16 protein-coding genes are annotated in these 18,282 nt (G+C 46.1%); 4 read left to right on the top strand and 12 right to left on the bottom strand.

Features of this window, described 5'->3' with window-relative positions; all coding sequences use genetic code 11:
* Nucleotide 1: 1 nt before the first annotated feature.
* Nucleotides 2-541, top strand: coding sequence for a CAP domain-containing protein (locus tag D8S93_RS13245; protein WP_025793616.1), 540 nt, complete (start codon nt 2-4; stop codon nt 539-541).
* A gap of 77 nt (nt 542-618) precedes the next feature.
* Here the strand turns inward: D8S93_RS13245 and D8S93_RS13240 are convergent, their stop codons facing one another.
* From D8S93_RS13240 to D8S93_RS13225, 4 genes are all read right to left on the bottom strand, one after another.
* The gene (locus tag D8S93_RS13240) at nt 619-1,038 is read right to left on the bottom strand and encodes a VOC family protein (RefSeq protein ID WP_025793617.1); all 420 of its coding nucleotides are present in this window, start codon (nt 1,036-1,038) and stop codon (nt 619-621) included.
* A 923-nt stretch (nt 1,039-1,961) separates the two neighbouring features.
* Nucleotides 1,962-3,530, bottom strand: coding sequence for an alkyl hydroperoxide reductase subunit F (ahpF, locus tag D8S93_RS13235; protein ID WP_152813641.1), 1,569 nt, complete (start codon nt 3,528-3,530; stop codon nt 1,962-1,964).
* Nucleotides 3,531-3,687: 157 nt separating this feature from the next.
* A complete protein-coding gene (ahpC, locus tag D8S93_RS13230) occupies nt 3,688-4,245 on the bottom strand; it encodes an alkyl hydroperoxide reductase subunit C (RefSeq protein WP_005395542.1) in 558 nt (185 codons plus the stop codon).
* 303 nt (nt 4,246-4,548) lie between these two features.
* The gene (locus D8S93_RS13225; RefSeq protein WP_152813639.1) at nt 4,549-5,007 is read right to left on the bottom strand and encodes a MarR family winged helix-turn-helix transcriptional regulator; all 459 of its coding nucleotides are present in this window, start codon (nt 5,005-5,007) and stop codon (nt 4,549-4,551) included.
* 137 nt (nt 5,008-5,144) lie between these two features.
* Between D8S93_RS13225 and D8S93_RS13220 the strand changes: the two genes are divergently transcribed.
* On the top strand, nt 5,145-5,567 hold the full coding sequence (locus D8S93_RS13220) for an organic hydroperoxide resistance protein (RefSeq protein ID WP_005374640.1): 423 nt from the start codon (nt 5,145-5,147) through the stop codon (nt 5,565-5,567).
* A 58-nt stretch (nt 5,568-5,625) separates the two neighbouring features.
* Here the strand turns inward: D8S93_RS13220 and D8S93_RS13215 are convergent, their stop codons facing one another.
* The 5 genes from D8S93_RS13215 to D8S93_RS13195 form a co-directional block, all read right to left on the bottom strand.
* The gene (locus D8S93_RS13215) at nt 5,626-6,525 is read right to left on the bottom strand and encodes an AraC family transcriptional regulator (protein ID WP_152813637.1); all 900 of its coding nucleotides are present in this window, start codon (nt 6,523-6,525) and stop codon (nt 5,626-5,628) included.
* 178 nt (nt 6,526-6,703) lie between these two features.
* The gene (locus D8S93_RS13210; protein WP_152813634.1) at nt 6,704-7,828 is read right to left on the bottom strand and encodes a lipocalin-like domain-containing protein; all 1,125 of its coding nucleotides are present in this window, start codon (nt 7,826-7,828) and stop codon (nt 6,704-6,706) included.
* Nucleotides 7,828-10,338 (bottom strand): ABC transporter permease, encoded by a 2,511-nt coding sequence (locus D8S93_RS13205; protein WP_152813826.1) that lies wholly within the window; start codon nt 10,336-10,338, stop codon nt 7,828-7,830. Before D8S93_RS13205 ends, D8S93_RS13210 begins: the two co-directional genes overlap by 1 nt.
* Nucleotides 10,325-11,035 (bottom strand): ABC transporter ATP-binding protein, encoded by a 711-nt coding sequence (locus D8S93_RS13200; RefSeq protein WP_152813632.1) that lies wholly within the window; start codon nt 11,033-11,035, stop codon nt 10,325-10,327. Before D8S93_RS13200 ends, D8S93_RS13205 begins: the two co-directional genes overlap by 14 nt.
* 214 nt (nt 11,036-11,249) lie before the next feature.
* The gene (locus D8S93_RS13195) at nt 11,250-11,495 is read right to left on the bottom strand and encodes a DUF3297 family protein (RefSeq protein WP_005374689.1); all 246 of its coding nucleotides are present in this window, start codon (nt 11,493-11,495) and stop codon (nt 11,250-11,252) included.
* A gap of 304 nt (nt 11,496-11,799) precedes the next feature.
* Between D8S93_RS13195 and D8S93_RS13190 the strand changes: the two genes are divergently transcribed.
* Both D8S93_RS13190 and D8S93_RS13185 read left to right on the top strand, forming a co-directional pair.
* Complete coding sequence (locus tag D8S93_RS13190) at nt 11,800-13,521, top strand: ArnT family glycosyltransferase (protein ID WP_152813630.1); 1,722 nt, start codon at nt 11,800-11,802, stop codon at nt 13,519-13,521.
* Nucleotides 13,522-13,560: 39 nt separating this feature from the next.
* Complete coding sequence (locus D8S93_RS13185; RefSeq protein ID WP_152813628.1) at nt 13,561-14,562, top strand: glycosyltransferase family 2 protein; 1,002 nt, start codon at nt 13,561-13,563, stop codon at nt 14,560-14,562.
* Nucleotides 14,563-14,582: 20 nt separating this feature from the next.
* Here the strand turns inward: D8S93_RS13185 and D8S93_RS13180 are convergent, their stop codons facing one another.
* The 3 genes from D8S93_RS13180 to D8S93_RS13170 form a co-directional block, all read right to left on the bottom strand.
* Nucleotides 14,583-15,467: a hypothetical protein gene (locus D8S93_RS13180; protein ID WP_152813626.1), complete on the bottom strand. Its 885-nt coding sequence runs from the start codon at nt 15,465-15,467 to the stop codon at nt 14,583-14,585.
* Nucleotides 15,457-16,101 carry a class I SAM-dependent methyltransferase gene (locus D8S93_RS13175; protein ID WP_152813623.1) on the bottom strand — a complete coding sequence of 215 codons (645 nt, stop codon included), beginning with the start codon at nt 16,099-16,101 and terminating at the stop codon, nt 15,457-15,459. The genes D8S93_RS13180 and D8S93_RS13175 overlap by 11 nt, the downstream gene beginning before the upstream one ends.
* Before the next feature lie 152 nt (nt 16,102-16,253).
* On the bottom strand, nt 16,254-18,245 hold the full coding sequence (locus tag D8S93_RS13170) for a U32 family peptidase (protein WP_319802997.1): 1,992 nt from the start codon (nt 18,243-18,245) through the stop codon (nt 16,254-16,256).
* Nucleotides 18,246-18,282 lie beyond the last annotated feature (37 nt).

Genomic DNA, 18,282 nt, shown 5'->3' with positions numbered 1-18,282 from the left:
AATGCCAACTAAGATCTTAGTGCCTGCTTTGGCCCTACTTCTCAGCGCATGTGGCGGCGATGGGGAGTCGTCAGCACCTGTAGAAAACGGCTCTCAAAACACAGGTTCCACATCGTCACAAGGCACATTTGCCGAGCAGATGCTCGAAGCGGTCAACAGCGCTCGCTCTACTACACAACAGTGTGGCGCAACCACCATGCCACCTGTTGGGGCCCTGACTTGGAGCTACGATTTGGAAAGCGCCGCTTATCGCCACTCAAGCGACATGGCGAACAGCGATTTCATGAGTCATACAGGCTCTGACGGCAGCAATATGTCAGATCGAGTCAACGCAACGGGCTATGCTTGGAGCGCCATTGGTGAGAATGTCGCCGTAGGGCAAAGTTCCATCAACGCCGTCGTTAATGCTTGGTTATCGAGCGAAGGTCACTGCCTCAATATCATGAGTGCGGATTTTGATCAGATGGGCGCGTCGCTTGTCGAAAATCACTCGGCAAGCTACGGGTATTACTGGACTCAGGTTTTTGCCAAACAGCGCTAATGCGATAAAGAAACCTGATAGATAAACTAAAACGCCAGTAGTCACCATCTGCTGGCGTTTTATTATTTACGTCTCTTTTAGCTTGTCAGGTTACGAAGTTTTGGATCATCCGTCAGGTATTCAACGAATTCGATCTCAAAACCTGCCGGGTCAACAAAATACACATTCTTGCGATATGGCTCATCAGCCCCAGGTTGGGCAATCGGATAACCGGCATCGGTCAGTCTTTTTATGATGGCATCGACGTTGTTGGTCACATAAGCAAAATGCGCTAGCCCTACTTGGTGGCCGCCCAACTCGCGGTTCTCACCTTCACCGTGGTCACTCATCGCAATATATTGATACTCGTCGCCAAAATGTAGCCAGTTTCTTGGCTTACCACTCCATTCGCCTTTCCCCTCATCACGCACGTACCAATGTGGAAATGCAGTTTGATAAAACTTCAGCATTTCAGGGATGTTTTTCACGACTAAATTAATATGTTCTAGTTGGATCATGATGTGCTCCTTTTTGTCATTTCCTAGCCAACGATGAACATGCTAAAACCTCAAGTTAAGTCGAGGTAAAGGGCTTTTTTAAAATTTTTTAGGGTTGATATCTTTGGATCTTGATACATGGAGAGATTCGGTGGGGTGGTACTTTGAATCTGTGAGTTGGGTTAGGTGCTTGCAGCTCTCTTTCATCTTTTGTTTGTTCGTGCTACTCATTTTCGAGCGAGTTTGTTGTGAGTAGATTCCCTGTCTCACCTAGGTTTGCAGGAATGACGTGAAGAGAGCGCTAAACGAACAGTGTCATTCTGAAGGAGCCTAAGCGAGTATTCAGAGTCTATTTGCAGCGCGTTTCGATGCTGGTGGTGTGAATTGAATTATCCGCGATTGTAGAACTTGCCACCTTGAGCTCGGAGTGCTGAGATCTTTAGAGTTTGATACAAGCGAAGGTTAGGTGGGGTTGGTGGTTTGAGGTTGAGAGGAGGATTATGTTCAGAACCCTCTAACCTTTGATGCGTCACGTGTATGTGTGTGAATTTCTTTCGTTCAAGCTTACGATGGATAGATTCCCAGTCTCACCTAGGTTCGCGGTAATGACGTGAAGAGAGCGCTAAACGAACAGCGTCATTCTGAAGGAGCCTAAGCGATTATTCAGAATCTATTCGCAGCGCGTTGTGATGCTAGTGGAGTGAACTGAATTATCCGCGATTGTAGAGCCAGTCTCTCCAGTTTGAACTCGGAGTGCTGGAGGATGTACTTACACCCCTCCCCAAAACCAAAAAAGCCAGCAGTTAGTACCTGCTGGCAAAGTCTTTGGGCTTCTAGGTTTTTTTGTTTTTATTTCTTGTTACTCATCGCTGTCACGGTGCCCCGATTGGTTTTCTGGGGAAGAAAACACAGCACCGTGCGCTTTGTGCTCAAGAAAGTGGAGATTAACCTTGCTTACGGATTAGGTAGTCAAACGCGCCTAAGCTTGCTTTTGCACCTTCACCCATCGCAATGATGATCTGTTTGTAAGGAACCGTCGTTGCGTCACCCGCTGCGAAGACACCTTCTAGGCTGGTTTCACCACGGCTACCAACTTCAATTTCGCCGCGCTCAGAAAGCGCTACTTCTGAATCTTTTAGCCATTCTGTGTTTGGTACTAGACCGATTTGAACAAAGATACCTGACAGTTCAATCTCTTTGATTTCATCTGTGTTGCGGTCTTTGTACTTCAAGCTTGTTACGCGAGTACCGTCACCCACAACTTCAGTAGTTTGCGCCATCGTGATGATGTCTACGTTTGGTAGTGAGTTCGCTTTGTCGATAAGCACTTGATCTGCGCGAAGTACGTCTGCAAATTCAAGAACGGTTACGTGCTCAACAATACCTGCTAGGTCGATAGCCGCTTCGATGCCTGAGTTACCGCCACCGATAACGGCGGTTTTCTTGCCTTTGAACAACGGGCCGTCACAGTGTGGGCAGTACGCGACGCCTTTGTTGCGGTACTCTTGCTCGCCCGGAACGTTCATTTCACGCCAGCGTGCACCAGGGCTTAGGATGACACTCTTACTTTTCAGCGTTGCGCCGCTTTCAAGTTGGATATGAATCAAGCCATCATCTGTGTGCACTGCGCCCATCAGTTTTTGCGCTTGTTGCTCAGTCACGACGTCTACGTCATATTCTTTTAGGTGCTCGGCTAGGTCAGTCGCCAGTTTTGGACCTTCAGTACGTTTTACCGAGATAAAGTTCTCGATTGCCATGGTGTCCATCACCTGACCACCGAAGCGTTTAGCAACAACGCCAGTGCGAATGCCTTTACGCGCTGCGTATAGTGCAGCTGCACTACCACCAGGGCCACCGCCGACAACTAGCACGTCGTATGGGTCTTTTTCGCTCAGTGCTTTGGCTGCTTTCTCGCTCGCGCCGTCATCCACTTTGTTTAGGATTTCAGTCAGAGACATACGACCTTGGCCGAATAGCTCACCGTTCACGAATACGCTCGGTACTGCCATGATGTCGCGTTGTTTCACTTCATCTTGGAAGAGTGCACCGTCGATCATGGTTGCTTTCACTTTCGGGTTGATTGCCGCCATCATGTTGAACGCTTGAACGACGTCTGGACAGTTTTGGCACGACAGTGAAATGAACACTTCAACTTCCAACTCTTTATCTAGCGCTGCGATTTGTTCAATCACTTCCGGCTCTAGTTTGATTGGGTGACCACCAGAGTGCAGCAATGCCAATACCAGAGAGGTAAATTCGTGACCCATTGGTAGGCCAGCAAAGCGAAGTGCTGTGCCTTTTACTGGGTTGGTCACCGTCATCACTGGTTTACGTGCGCTTGCGTTGTCGTCACGTTCAACGGTGATAAAGTCGCTCATCTCTGCGATTTGGTTCGCCAGAGACAGAATGTCATTCGATGCTTTGCTTTCATCTAGACTAACCACTAGACGAACGTCTTCTTTTACATTAGCCAGATATTGTTTGAGTTGTTGTTGGATCGCTTGGTCTAACATAGTTGTTGTTACCTTAAATAAACAAAAGAGTGGTTACTCTGGATAAAATCAGTAGGGAGAGAGCAAACCAGGCAGAAGGTCGTCAAGGTATCTAACCTGGAATGCTCTCTAAGTTAAGCGTCAATTAGCATGTCAAATTGATCTTAAATTCAGTGGCTTAGATTTTGCCTACTAGGTCTAGAGAAGGAGCTAGCGTCTCTTCGCCTTCTTTCCATTTCGCTGGGCAAACTTCACCTGGGTGTGCTGCTACGTACTGAGCTGCTTTTACTTTGCGTAGTAGGTCTTCTGCGTCACGACCGATACCTTCAGCAGTGATTTCCATTGCTTGGATAGTACCTTCTGGGTCGATTAGGAACGTTGCACGGTCTGCAAGACCTTGACCTTCACGCATCACACCGAAGTTGTTTGTGATGTTGCCTGTTTGGTCGCCAAGCATGTAGTACTGGATCTTGCCGATTGTTTCTGAGCTATCGTGCCAAGCTTTGTGAGTGAAGTGTGTGTCTGTTGATACTGAGTACACTTCAACGCCGCGTTTTTGTAGCTCTTCGTAGTGGTCTGCTAGGTCACCTAGTTCTGTCGGACATACGAATGTGAAGTCTGCTGGGTAGAAGAAGAATACAGCCCATTTGCCTAGAACATCTTGTTCTGTTACTTCAACGAATTCGCCGTTTTTGTATGCTGTAGCTGCAAATGGTTTGATCTTTGTATTAATCATTTTTACTTTCCTCAGAATGTTTTAGGGTGAGCAGTTCTTGCTTTCGGAAAGTATATTCGCATTGGAACGTGTTTAAGGAAAATCGCTTGTAACTATCCTATTGATAGTCATTTCCTATCTTTCTTAATAGGGAAACCCGATATAAGTGAGTTTGCTTTGATAGGTTTTATTGAAGAGGAAGGCCAAGTGGTAATAGAGAATACTGATGATGACCTTTAAGAGATCGTCTGGCTAAGATCGAAAGAACCTGCATCTCGGCAGGCTCTTTCTAATAGGAAGTGGGGAAGCTGATGCTTTTATTTTTTAGTTCAGATTGTCGAGCACCTTGCCGCACAACTTCTTCAGCATGATCATTTCATCCAGCTCTAACGTGATTTTACACACCATGGCGTTTGGCACCGACTTGGCTTGTTCTTTAAGGTCACGACCTTGCTCGGTTAGGTTGAGTACGCGAACGCGCTCATCGGTTTCACTACGACCACGCTCTACATAGCCTTTCGCTTCTAGGCGTTTAAGCAGCGGCGTGAGCGTGCCTGAATCCAAATGCAGTTGTGAGCCCAATTCTTTAACGCTGGCGCCGTCTTTCTCCCACAACACCATCATCACTAAGTACTGCGAATAAGTCAGATCAAGTTCGTCCAGCAAAGGGCGGTAAGCTCGGATCACCGCATTTGCTGCACTATAGAGCGGAAAGCAAACTTGGTTTTCGAGTAAGAGTTTATCGTCGTTGGTCATGGTGTTGTCGGTGTAACACTGGCTCATTGGCGTTGCCTACCTGCTCACAGAGAAAGAGAGTCATAAAATAAATTGTGCACAATATAGTTGCAAATGATCTTTACTTCGATATAAGATTGCAGACAATTAAATTGTGTGCAACTTAAAATAAGAAGGACAATCGCATGACTACTCTATACAAAACTCAAGCTACTGCTTTGGCTGGTCGTAATGGTCAAGTAAAAACAGATGACGGTCTTCTCGATCTAGAGCTGTCATACCCGAAGGAAATGGGCGGCACAGGCGCAGCAACTAACCCTGAGCAGCTTTTCGCAGCGGGCTATTCAGCATGTTTTTCTAACGCGATTCTGCACGTAGCACGTGAAGGTAAAGTAAACCTGAAAAGTGCACCCGTAACAGCGGAAGTGGGCATTGGTCCGAACGATAACGGCGGCTTTGCACTAACAGTGAGCTTAGCGGTAGAGCTAGATATGCCACAAGAACAAGCATTAGAGCTAACCCGCATTGCACACCAAGTTTGCCCATACTCAAACGCCGTTCGTGGCAATATTGATGTTGCTGTTACAGTAAATGGCGAAGCGATCTAACGATTTAGACATTATTTCTAATAGAAGGAAAGCCTGCGAACGTGCAGGCTTTTTTCGATTATTTGATAGCAGTGCAGAAGCTGACGTCTGCATGGTGCGTTTGTGGATCGTAGCTATGATAAAGTTCGAAGCAAGGTCGACAGTCGTTTTCAATACCAGATTCAACCACTTTGCTCATCAAATCATCCCATGCTTTAGGGTATTGGCTGAATTCGGTAATTTGCTGGCGCATCACCGCATATTGACCGCCGGGGAAGTCTTGCAGCTCAATGCCTTTTGGTACTTCGGTATCTTCTGGCACCATTAGACAGATGTCAGTACGACACTTCTCGTCTGGCGTGATTTCTGGGTTATCGTGATAAATGAAGATACAGGTATTGCCCGCCAAACCTTTCATTCCTGCCCATTGATACAAGCGACCTGATGGTTCTTCATAACCTTGGCCATAAGGGCCGTTAACGCGAATGTAAGCCAATTTTGCTTTATCAAAGTTTTGCGTTTCCATATTGTTGCTCCATGTTGTGAGTTCAGAGTCAGTATATGAATCGCTTAGGGTTCGTTCGTTTCCATTCTTGCGCAGTGCGTGTCCAATCTTGCTGTTTCGCGCTAGCTCAGAAAATTGCTGGTAGTTTTTACAGTCGCGAAAGGCGCTTGGTGTTACGCCATAATGCTGCTTAAACGCCTTAGCTAGGCTTTGCGAACTAGAAAAACCGTACTCTAACGCGATGTTCAGCACTGGTTGCTTTGATTTGAAAAGGTCATCTGCTGCCGCCTCTAGCCGTAAACGTCGGATGAAGTCGGCTAATGTTTCGCCTTGTACCGCCTTGAAGGTACGGTGAAAGTGATAGGGAGAGAGGTTGGCTAGCGCTGCCACTTCGAGCAAATTGAGAGGAGCGTTAAAGTGCTGTTCCAGATAGCGAATAACAGGAACGAGTCGTTGGTGATAATCGACACGCATGAGAGGGGCCACCCTTGTTTGATTTGCTCAAAGCGTACCGCAACGAAGCAAGGATTCAAGGCTAGTATCGAATAAATGCGTCGTAGTCATTTATTTCTGATTGTGATGCATTCTGTTGCGGGTAGGAGATGGTTCTTAAGATGGCTTCTCAACGGTAATTGAAATCCGTTCAGAGCGCTTAATATCCCGTCAGCTCCATATAACCAGTCCCAGAATGAGAGCCATCAATACGCACTGGGCCTTCCCAATAAGGCACCGAAAGCGGCATTTTCGCGTTCGGGTTGAGTGCCGAAACCGTAAGATCGATTTGCTGGTTAGGAATCGACACTTGCCACTGGGTTGGATACTTTCGCCCTTGGATTTCTGTTTGCTTGGTTGCCTTTAACTGAATGTCTTTTTGTGGGATAGCGATGCCAGAACCATCTTGCTGCATCAGTCTTGCGTTGGAGTAACTGGCTGCTCCGGTTTTGGAATCCCGCAATTGGAACACCACCAAACTGGTGTCGTCACTCAACCTTAGAGCAAACCAGTCCCAGCCTTGTTGTGAGTCGAGTAAGAATTGCGAGCTCCACTCTCGATCTATCCAGCCTTTGCCGGATACTTGATGGGTTTTGCCATCGATCGTGACTTCACCGGAGACATCAATAAACGGTTGGCTGTAGTAATAGGAAGCCACACGGCCATCGGCACTTTTGGTGCTGTAACCTTGTTCGCCTTGCTTTTGATAAGGTGCGCTGCTGGTAAGCGTCAGCGAATAGCCAAATTGTTCGGAGTTTGCATTCAATGTGGCAGGGAAGAGATCGTTGGTTGAAGAAGTCCACTGCCAATCATCGAGATAAACCCGAAATGGTGAAGTGTCGACGCCAGCTAGAGAGGCTTGGTCACGTGACCATTTTTCATCAGCATAATGTTTGTCTTGCGTTGTAACCGCGCTGTGCGCCATGTAGATTTGCTGAGTTTGCCATTCGGTTTTCTTCACGTCATCTTCGTCCGTTGGTGGCGCAGCAGAAAAGCGAAATTGTGTCCATTGAACGCCAAGTGGGTTGCCGTCTTCATCGATTAAGTTAGCGGTTAAGTACCACCATTCATGACGAAAATTCGGGTGTGCTTGATGGTCTGCTGGGAAGGTCAGTTCGACACCTTTTTCCACGGGTGTGAATGGGTTGCTCTCGCTTTGCGTATCTCCACTGCCCAGCAATGCGCCCATATTTTGCGTGCCCATATTTTTTTGTTGGGGATCTTCACATCCAAATAGGAACAGACTGCTTATGAGTAGAGTAAGTTTGCTTGCTAATCGAACCATCACAACACCTCGCTTTGCAAACTGGAGACGACAGGCTTACTGACCAATCGCCACAGCGGAATCAAGGTTGCAATCACCGCCACCAAGATGGTGATCGCCGCAATGTTCAGCGCATCACTCCAATTCCACAGATAATTTAAGCTCCAACCAAAAGCGCGCAAGGTGACGATGTCTGTCAGCACATAACCCACCATGGCTCCGAGGGGCAGGGCGATAACCAGAGTAAAACTGACCAAAGCGACGATCTGTCCGACTACCATGGTCATTAATTTACGACGGCTTACGCCAAGTGCATACAGCCTTGCAATGGCGGCTTTGCGCGCGTCGAGTAACATAAAACAAGCACTGAACAAACCAATCACCGCGACCAACAAAGTTACGCCGTTGAGTGCGCGCGTAATGGCGAAGGTCTGCGAGAAAATATCTAACGCGATGGATTTGATTTGCGCCTGATCGTAGAGCTGACTTGGATGCAGATTCAGTTGCTCGCGCAGTTGGTCGTATACGATTTGTGGGTCATCTGAGACTTTAATACCAAGGCTTGTCGGCAAGTCGGTAAAGCCACTCTCTTGCCATAACTTGGGTGCTAATAAGACTTCACCGTCGGGTGAGCCGTAATCGTGGAATATCGCACCCACAAGCAGGTTGTTATTTGGAACGGCATCAAGCGTGAGTTCGCTACCCAGTGATAAACCCAGTTTGACCGCGGTTGGTTCACTGATAGCGACTAACTCACCTTGGTAAAAGCGTGACCAGAAGTTCTCCAAATGCGATTTGAACACCATGGTTTGTTCTAAGGTGTCTTTGTCTTTGGTACCAAGCAAAATCGGTAAGCCTTGCAGATTATCGTCGACGTAGTATTGCTTGTAGACGGTCTCAACATTGTCGAACTGTCCTAATGCGCGCTCTACATCAGCGATTTTCCCTTGGGCAGGGCTGACGTAAATATCGGCGTGTAGCCTTTGTTCTAACCACTGCTTTAGGGTGGATTCAAAGCTGCCCACCAAGGTGTTCATCCCCATATTGGCCGTAACGGCGAGTAGCAGCGCCATCATGGCGAGAGAAAGCGGAGAAATCAGCTCGCGCAGCTCAGCAAACAGATACTGCATCAGACCAGAACTGGTGCGCTTCTCACACCAATTGGCTAACACGCTGAGTGTTTTGGGTAGATACAAAGGAATCGACACTACAAGCACGCCGAGCCACGCCATGGTAAAGCGGTGATGCTCACTCAGCCATAACCCTGCAAGTGCGAAAGCCGTCAACGCAGCACCTATCACGAACAATTGGTTTTCGTTTGAGGCTTCAGGTGCTTGATAAAATCCGCCATGAGAGGAGAGCGGCTGGCGCACTCGCTGTTTAAAGTGCTGCCAACATGCTAATAGGGTGGCGGCTAACGTGAGCAGCAATGCTTGCGCCCACCATTGCCACTGCCAAGTGCCGGGCAGCAGTGTCGCGCCGTAAAGTTGTTCTAAAGTCAGCGCCACAGTCGGATGTAACCAATGACTAAGTTGCATGCCCAATACAAAACCGAGGGAAGCGCCGATGGTAACCAGAATAGTGAGTTCAACTAACAGCGCAGAGAACACAATGCTCGGCGCGACACCCGCCTGTTGAATCTGCACTAATAGCCGATTGCGTTTAAGCAAGCTGTACTTTACGCCGTTGTAGGCAATGAACAGCCCGACTAAAAAGGCAAGTAAGCTCATTGCCGTGAGATTGAGGTGAAAGCTGTCGGTCAGCGAGCCAAGGTCTGTACTTTGGTTATTGGAAATCCATTGTCCTTGCTCACCAATGATGCTTTGCCAATTTGCTTGTGTGCCTTTATTCCCTTTATCACCCGAATGGAAAACCGCAATGTAACTGAGCTGCCCTTGTTTATTGAGCAGTTGCTGGGCAAAGCCAATGTCCATCAACATTCGGCTACCTAACTGCCATTCGTCTGGTAGCACCACTACTTGGGTTGGGATGTCGTCCAGAGTTAGGGTTTCTACCTCTCCTAAGTTTTGATGTTGAGATTGGCTCATCATCACGATTGGCTTGCCAGCTAAAAGCTCAGGTAAAGGCAAAGCACTGTCGAACAAAGACACGTTCTGTTGGTTTTCTGAAGAATAGCGCGAACGTGAAGAGATGGCGGCAATCAACTCGCTACCTTGTACTGACCAGCGTCGACCTTGTTCGTCTCTCACTCGCCCTTCGATTACAGGTAGCGCTGCACTGAGCCCGTTTTGTCTAAGGGTGAAGTAGAGCGATTCGGGCAGATAGTTTTGCCCTGCTGGTGGAATAATTAAGTTCTGAGCTTGTGCGCTAAGCTGCTCGGTAGACTCAGCATAACTGCGCTTGGCATTGAGGTTGATGGCTTGCACCGCAACAAACAAGGTCACAGCCAGCACAATACCGATCAGAATCGCGGCGGCTTGCAGTGGTGCCTGCCGATAGTGCGCTACAAACAGATTCAGGGAGAGTCGAGTATGAGTAAATCTGGTGTTTGATAGCTTAGCTTGCTTCATGGCGAAGCTCATGTTTGTTTACTTGATGACTGTTCTGTAGCTGACCATTATCCAATCTCAGCCGTGTTTTCATAAACTCAGCACATTCAGGGCTGTGTGTCACCAATAGCACGGCGGTATTGCCTTGGGTGGTGATTTCACTGAGTAGTTTCATTATTTCTAACCCTGCTTTTTGGTCGAGGTTTCCTGTGGGTTCATCAGCAAGTAGCAGTTTAGGTTTGTGGGCAAGTGCTCGTGCAATAGCGACTCGTTGTTGTTGGCCGCCGGAAAGGGCAGAAACATGCCTGTCGAGAAGTTGGCTGATGCCTAGAGTCTCGACCAAATAATCGCACCAGTCGCTCCATTTTTGTTGATTCAAATGCAGAGGGAAGGCGATGTTCTGCTGCACGTTGAGCGGCGTTAATAGGTTGAATTGCTGGAAGATAACACCGAGTTTTTGGTGTCGAAATCGGCTCCATTGTGGGTCTTTCCAAGTCGCTGTGTTATCACCATCTAACCACAATTCACCATCGGAAAGTGGCTCAAAGCCAGCGATGACATTGAGTAAGGTACTTTTGCCGCTACCACTGGCGCCCGTCAGCGCAACACTCGCTCCTGTGTTCAACGTAAAGTCGACGCCTTCCAACACGCGATGTGTCTCTTTGCCATCGACAAAGCTTTTGCTGGCGTGTTTGAGTGTGACAAGTGGGCTTTCCATTTCCTCTCCCTGTATTCAAAAGGTGTTGTTTCTTTTGGCAATGGCTGTTTAAGTAAGTTCTATAAAAACTTTAGCCAACAATCAGATAAAAACAGCGATTTACATCGATTTCTTAATAACTTGTACTGAATAGATTAATCGAGAAAGGGATATAACAGGCATTAAAAAAGCCCGAGTCAGACTCGAGCTTTCAAATACATTCAGCGTGGTCAGCTTACACGTAGTACGCTTCAACTTCGCCTTTAAGTTTGATTAGCATTGGGTTACCGAAACGGTCTTTTGCTTTAGGAGAAGCAATTTTTACCCAACCTTCGCTGATGCAGTATTCTTCTACGTCAGTACGCTCTTGGCCGTTGATACGAATACCGATTTGGTGCTCGAAGCATTCTTTGATGAAGAATGGGCTACGTGGGTTACCCGCTAGGCGATCTGGTAGAGCTGGTTTAGCTGTATCTGTCATGTTTGTGACCTAAATTCCGTAAAAAGTGCGCCATTGTAGTCAGTGCACAGTGAGTGTTCAAGATATGTTGAGAGACTTAATACTAAAGCCTTTTGAAATAATGCAAAGTTTCCCGCTTTCAAAGTGTGGAATAAAAACACGGTCTCGTTGCTCAACGGTGTTTTGCTCTCGAAACTTCTCCTGCCACCCCTTATTTGGTTTTGAATCATGACTATACTCATTACTGGCAGTTCTAACCTTATTCATACAACTTAATGTCTCAGAGCATGCCACTAGTCGAGAAACGATTAACAAGGAAGGGTGAATGGAGACTGTTGAACAGGTTAATAAACGTCATTTATCGGATAGAGATACTACCTCTAGCACGTCTATTTTTCTTTGTATTCTAATCGTAGTGGCTGTAATCGCTCGGTTTTTTGTTGCGTTTAATTACGAAGTAAATTGGGACGAGTTTTATTACCTATCTTTTGTGCATCGGTTTATTAACGGCGAGGTGATTAATAGTTTCCAAACCTTTCACATTCACTTCTTTACTTGGCTGAGTGGTGTATCCGATAACGATGTTGACCAGATCATTGTGGCGAGAGTCGTTATGGTGTTCTTTCAATTACTCACGGGATTTTATCTATACAAGTTATGTCGATTGTACTGCAGCAAATCGGCGGCACTTTTTGCGGTGCTTGCCTATTTTTCTTTTGTTTATAATGTTCGTATGGGGGCCAGTTTTCGTACTGATCCTATCGCGACATGTATGATCATGGCGGCGCTGTATTATGTGTTTAGTGCAACATTTTCTTGGCGTGTATCCATTCTTGCTGGTGTCCTTACGGCTGTCGCCTTGCTCGTCACTTTAAAGACCGCTCTGTATATCCCGACTTTTACAGGCATAGTTTTAACCTCGCTTTATTGGTCGCGAAATCGTAAGCGTTATTTTAGGCAAGTTCTCATGTATGGAGTCGCAATACTGGTTGCCTTTGCGATGCTATACAGTTGGCATTACTTCTCTATACATGGAGCGAGTTCGGTTGGTGATGCAGGAACGATGTTCGGTGCTGCGGATAAGACACTAAACCAGCGCGAGCTTTTTCCCCGATTGTTTTACTTTGTTCATTCAGTTTCGACGAACTCATGGTATTGGTTAGCTCTTTTCATTGGTATTGGTACTGCTGTTTATACGTGTTTTTCGCAAAAGCTATTAAGCCGTGAGTCATCGATTAAGTTTTTGTGCCTAAGTTTATTACTCTTCACTTTGCTCTTTTATCGCAACGCTTTCCCATACTATTACGCTTTTATGCTTGCTCCAGTGAGTGCTTTGTTTGCTGTGGCTTGGGGTGGTATCCAGAATTTCACTAACGCAAGAGTTGCACAATTTTTTAATTTTATTGTTCCCTGCTTGTTTGCGGTATCCATTGTGGTGAATGGTTTTGTTTTACCGATAAAAAGCAACTTGGCCTACCAGCGTCAGTTTCTTGATGAAGTACATAAAATCTTTCCTCAGCCTGTTGCTTATATTGATCGATGCTCCATGGTTCCGACTTTTTCAAAACAAGGTTTTTTCATGAGTACGTGGGGCTACGAAGATTATATTGCGAGAAACATCCCCGTTATTCGCAATGCTATAGAGCAAGACAATCCGGCTTTTGTACTGGTTAATTCGCACTATTTAGATGTGTTTGGCCCTGACAAAACCGATAAAGGGCTATTAAGGCAAGATATTCAAGCGTTAAGGCAGAACTACATTCATCATTGGTCGCATCTGTATGTTGCAGGAAAGACGTTTGAACTGACGCCCAACTCTCTTAGTCGGGAAGTTAAGGTCAACATCGAGGGCGTATATACGCTTGAAGCTAGCAATAGTCTTCTGATTAATGGCAAGGTTTGGTTGGCAGGTCAAGCACGGTACTTGGCGCGGGGGGTCTATGAATTAGTGTCGAAAGAGCCAGGTAAAGTCGTTCTGCGTTGGGGAGATAACCTGTACCGACCTCGCAATCTTGAAGAGAAGCAGAGGTTATTTACCGGCTTCTAATACGCACAGTAATGTTGATTCAGAACATGAGGAGCAAGCATGAAGTTAATTGTTCAAATTCCGTGCTTTAACGAAGCGGACAATATTGCTGATGTTATTCGCTCAATACCAAAGCGCGTTGATGGTATCGCTAAGATAGAGATTCTAATCATCGATGATGGTTCTACGGATGGTACTTCAGAAGTCGCACGCAAGTGTGGTGTTGAGCACATTATTACTAACCAGGGCAATAAGGGGCTTGCTTACTCATTTCGAAGAGGGATTGAGGAGTGCCTTCGTCTTCATGCTGATATCATTGTGAACACCGATGGCGATAATCAATATAATGGGGCCGATATTCCGCACTTGGTTAAGCCTATTATCGAGCACAAAGCAGAAATTGTTGTTGGTGACCGAGGAGGGTATAGCAATACACATTTCTCTGTATTTAAACGATGTTTACAAGTGTCGGGGAGCTTTATTATTGCCAAAGCGACGGGATTGGATGTTAAAGATGCTGTGAGTGGTTTTCGCGCAATATCGAGAAGTGCGGCACAACAACTTAATATCGTATCGGATTTTAGCTACACAATAGAAGTGTTGATTCAAGCAAGTGCAAAAAGGATTGGTGTGGTTTCGGTGCCAATCCGAACTAATGAAAAAACGCGAGAGTCCCGTCTGTTTAAGAGCATTCCGCAGTTTCTAAAAATGTCGCTCTCTACCTTGGTCAGGGTTTATACCATGTATCGACCTCTGCAAGTGTTTTTGTTTATTGGCTCGGTGGCGATGATTTGTGGTGTGATTCCCATTATGCGATTCCTGTATTTCTTTTTAAATGGAGCGGGAGATGGCCATATTCAGTCATTGGTCTTGGGGTCAACGCTACTTATCTTGGGTTTCATCACTTTATTGATGGGGTTGGTGGCCGATCTAATAGGGTTCAATCGAAAGCTGACCGAAAAAGTATTGCACCGAATTGAGGTACTGGAAGAAAAGCTGGAGCATCAGGAAAAGTTGCCCACTTATCAGCTTGAAACCAAGCGAAAACGATCTGGAGAGTAATAGCGAGTTACCTCGATACTTTAAAGAAGTGAGTTATTTGATACGGCTTGCTTAGGCCTAAATACACTCGAGATAGCGAAGAACAACATATCTCCTAGAACAGTGACGATTCTGGAAACAAGGACGGCAACTAAGAGTGTATCTTCAATACTCGGAGAATCTAGGAGTGTGATTAAAACAGCCTCTCGGACACCCAACCCTGCAGGAGAACCTGGGGTGGCAAACCCTATTAACCATGAGATGATGAAGTAACAAGATGTTTGTAAAAATGTCTCTAAAGTTGGAGTTAGATTGTCGTTTAGCGTAAAAAATATGAGTGAGAAAATGCCGCCCGATACCAAAAAAAAGCAGAGATAAAGCCCACAAGCTTTTAGGTAATTGCGACTGGCTATCAAGCTTAATATTGATCCGGTGATCACGATAAGTCCAGCGAATAAAGTCATCTCGTACCCCATTAAATTAGGGAAGTACTCATTCAGCAGAAAGACGCCAAACGAACCAGCCGCAATACCCATCAACCCTATTTCCCATAAGGTCGATTTCAGTAATACATTATTTTTAATTCCGTGTTGTACGCCAATTACTTGTCGGCTAGCGAATTGGAAAATGTTTCCAGGTAGATACTTAGCAATTTGAGATCTGCCAAACATCCAAATAGCAGTTGATGCAGACAAAGTATATTCACTGTTCGCGACTAAAAGTCGCCACGCCATAGAAAGAATATAATTGCCAAAGGCGTAGAGGCCGATGCAAAAAATAAATACCAGATAGGAGTAAGAGGGAATATCCTGAATATTCAGTTGCTGCGAGTATGTAGAGAGCTTGATTAATACAAAGGCAATGGAAAAAATAGTAATGATTCGCCCAACCCAGCGTAATATGAATTTACTCTTATTATGTTTCATGATTCACACGCTGGCATAAAACCATGGTCCAAGGAATGGGAGAGCGTACTTCGAGAATCTCAAAGTGTTGATTGAGCAAAGTCAGAAAGGCATTCTTGGACCAGTGTTGGATATGTCCGGGAGTATTGCCCCAACTGTTTAAATATTTACCTCTTGCCATGTTTAACGCACACCACAACGGCTCTCTTGGCACACTAAAAATGTAATAGTCAGTATCGAGCTCTTGCAATGTTGCTAGTGCTTGCTCGGGATGCTCTAGGTGTTCCAAGACCTCACAACAAACAACAAGGTCAGCAGAATCAGTCTCTCTAGCAACGTCATACACACTTTTTTGTTCAAACAAAATGTCTTCCAAGTTGTGTGCTTGGGCATTGTCTCTTGCTAGTTGAATCACTTGTTGGGAGAAGTCACTCCCTTTCACACGGATCCCTTGTTGATGCCATTTAAGTGCCCAGACTCCTTCTCCGCAGCCGATTTCGTGTATCGACTTTGGTGTGACCATATCAACCAGTTGCGATAAATGATGATCGAAATTGCTCATCATTTTTCTGGCGATGGGGTTCTGAGTATTGTATTTGTCGTAATAGTTTCCGACAGGGATCCCCTGCTCTTCGATACCTTTAGATATTTTCATAGCGTACTCAAATAAATTATCTCAAATGGCCAGGAAGTTCTTCTATTGATGAACTATGTTCTTCAGCCAACCATCTGACTTACAAAGCGTTACGCTTCCCTCTAGTAGAGTGTAGGATAATTTATTGTTTTGTTTGCCTCGTTAGAAAAATTCTACAACCCCTTTAAATACTGCGCGTTGGCTGTTGGTTGAATCATGGCATTCAGCGTTTGGACGGTTTGTTCGCTGTATTCTTCAAGTAGAGCTAAGAACGCGTCAATCAACTCAGGTTTGCTTGCTGAGACTTTCGTTTCGGTCTGGATATCACGCAGATCGATCAACACATCGGTAAATAATTGAGGCAGATCGTGCAGCACTTGCAGGTTTAAGACGTTGTGTTCGCTGTAGATCGAATTGTGGCTGCCTTTCTGTTTTTGCACCACGTAAGGATTGTCTTTTAAGTTGATGATAGACGTGCGTTTATCACAGCGTTTCAAACAACCTTTGTTGACCTTCACTTTACGGCATCCTTCGGTTTGTTGGAACAAACATTGGCGGCTCGTAAGTAGGGCATTTGGATGATAAATGCTGTAGAAGCTGCGCATGTTTTTCGGACGCTTAATGTGGCGCATCTGCTTCATATTCAGCTCGTTAGAAACAAACGCGCCACTTGCCGCGAACTCGTCTTGAAGGCATTTAAACGCGTATGAGTTCACCGTGTTCATTTGTGGGCCTGCTACCCAGCCTAAGCCGAGCTCTTTTGCGATCATGCCGACGCCTGAGTTGTTGGTGATCGACAATTTAGGTTGGATGGTTTCCAAAAATACGCGTGCGGCTTGGTAGTCTTCGCCAATCAAAATGGCAGGGAACCAAGGTTTGAGCATTGGGTTGGCTTGGAACAATTCAATCATCGCGCTCAGTTCGCCAGACAATCCCATTGGCAATTGATAGTAAACATCAATGTCGTGGTATTCGCACAGCATGGCTTCTTGTGCTGACGAGAGCAGAACCGATAATTTTGGCGCACCTTGGCGAGGTTCTGGTTGAGGTAACGCTGGCAGAGTTGGCACATCAATCGACCCTTTCAAGCTGCTGCCGGATACTTGTGTCGAAGTGACATCGAACGACTTGGTTTGCTCTGCCACTTTCTCAATGATCGCGGTTTTGTCGTCGTAGAGTTTCTTTTTCACCGCTTGCACATCATCAGCAGACTGGCATTGATAAACCTTCGAAAAATGCTTTACAGCGTGGTCGCGCGGGTTGTCGATGTACATCGCCTTGCCGAAATCACCTTGCAAAAATGCGTTGGAGAAATCACGGTTGAACACCGTGTATAACTCGGTGGTGTCTTCAGAGAGTTCCAAACCTTCGCACAAGCGATCGATTTGCTGACGCCAATTGTCGACCACGGTATAGACGTAGTGCGATTTCTTGATTCGTCCTTCCACTTTTAATGAATACACGCCAGCATCGGCAAGCGCTTTCAAGTCCCCAAAGGCGGAGTTGTCTTTCATATTGAGTGGGTAGCTGTTGCCCGTTTTGGTCGTTTCGTACTGTTCGCGACAAGGTTGACTGCAGCGTCCACGGTTTCCTGATGCGCCATTGCGAGCGGAACTGATGTAGCAAATTCCGGAGAATCCGATGCAGTATGAGCCGTGGACAAACACTTCCATCATTACGTTGTGCTCGCGACCAAATTGCGCCAGATGTTTTATTTCATCGATGTTAAGTTCGCGAGATAAGTTTACTCGGCTTGCGGTGAGCTGGTTGAGAAAGAGGATCTGGCCTTCGTTATGCGTGTTCAGTTGCGTTGAAGCGTGCACATCCAAATCGGGGAAGTGATGTTTGAGAATGTAGGCCAGACCGAGATCTTGCACGATCACGCCATCGATTTTGGTGGTGTTCAGTTGGCTGAGTAAGCGAACAATCGCTGGAATTTCACTTTCTAAAATCAGCACATTCAACGTTAGGAAAATCTTACAGCTGTGCTGATGGGCCAACGTTAATACGCCATTTAAGTTATCTAAGGTGAGGTTGGTCGCTCGGTTACGAGCATTGAAGCGGTCGAGCCCACAGTAAATTGCATCGGCGCCAGCGGCAATGGCGGCTTTGATGGAATCTAAATCACCACCGGGTGCTAATAACTCAAATTGATCGCGTGTCACTACTTTTCTCTTTCTTACTAAAATAGGCGGCAAATGT

This window comes from Vibrio sp. VGrn 2, from assembly GCF_009361695.1.
In the GTDB taxonomy this organism is placed as follows: Bacteria; Pseudomonadota; Gammaproteobacteria; order Enterobacterales; family Vibrionaceae; genus Vibrio; species Vibrio diabolicus.
This window is presented reverse-complemented; position numbering and strand designations above follow the sequence as displayed.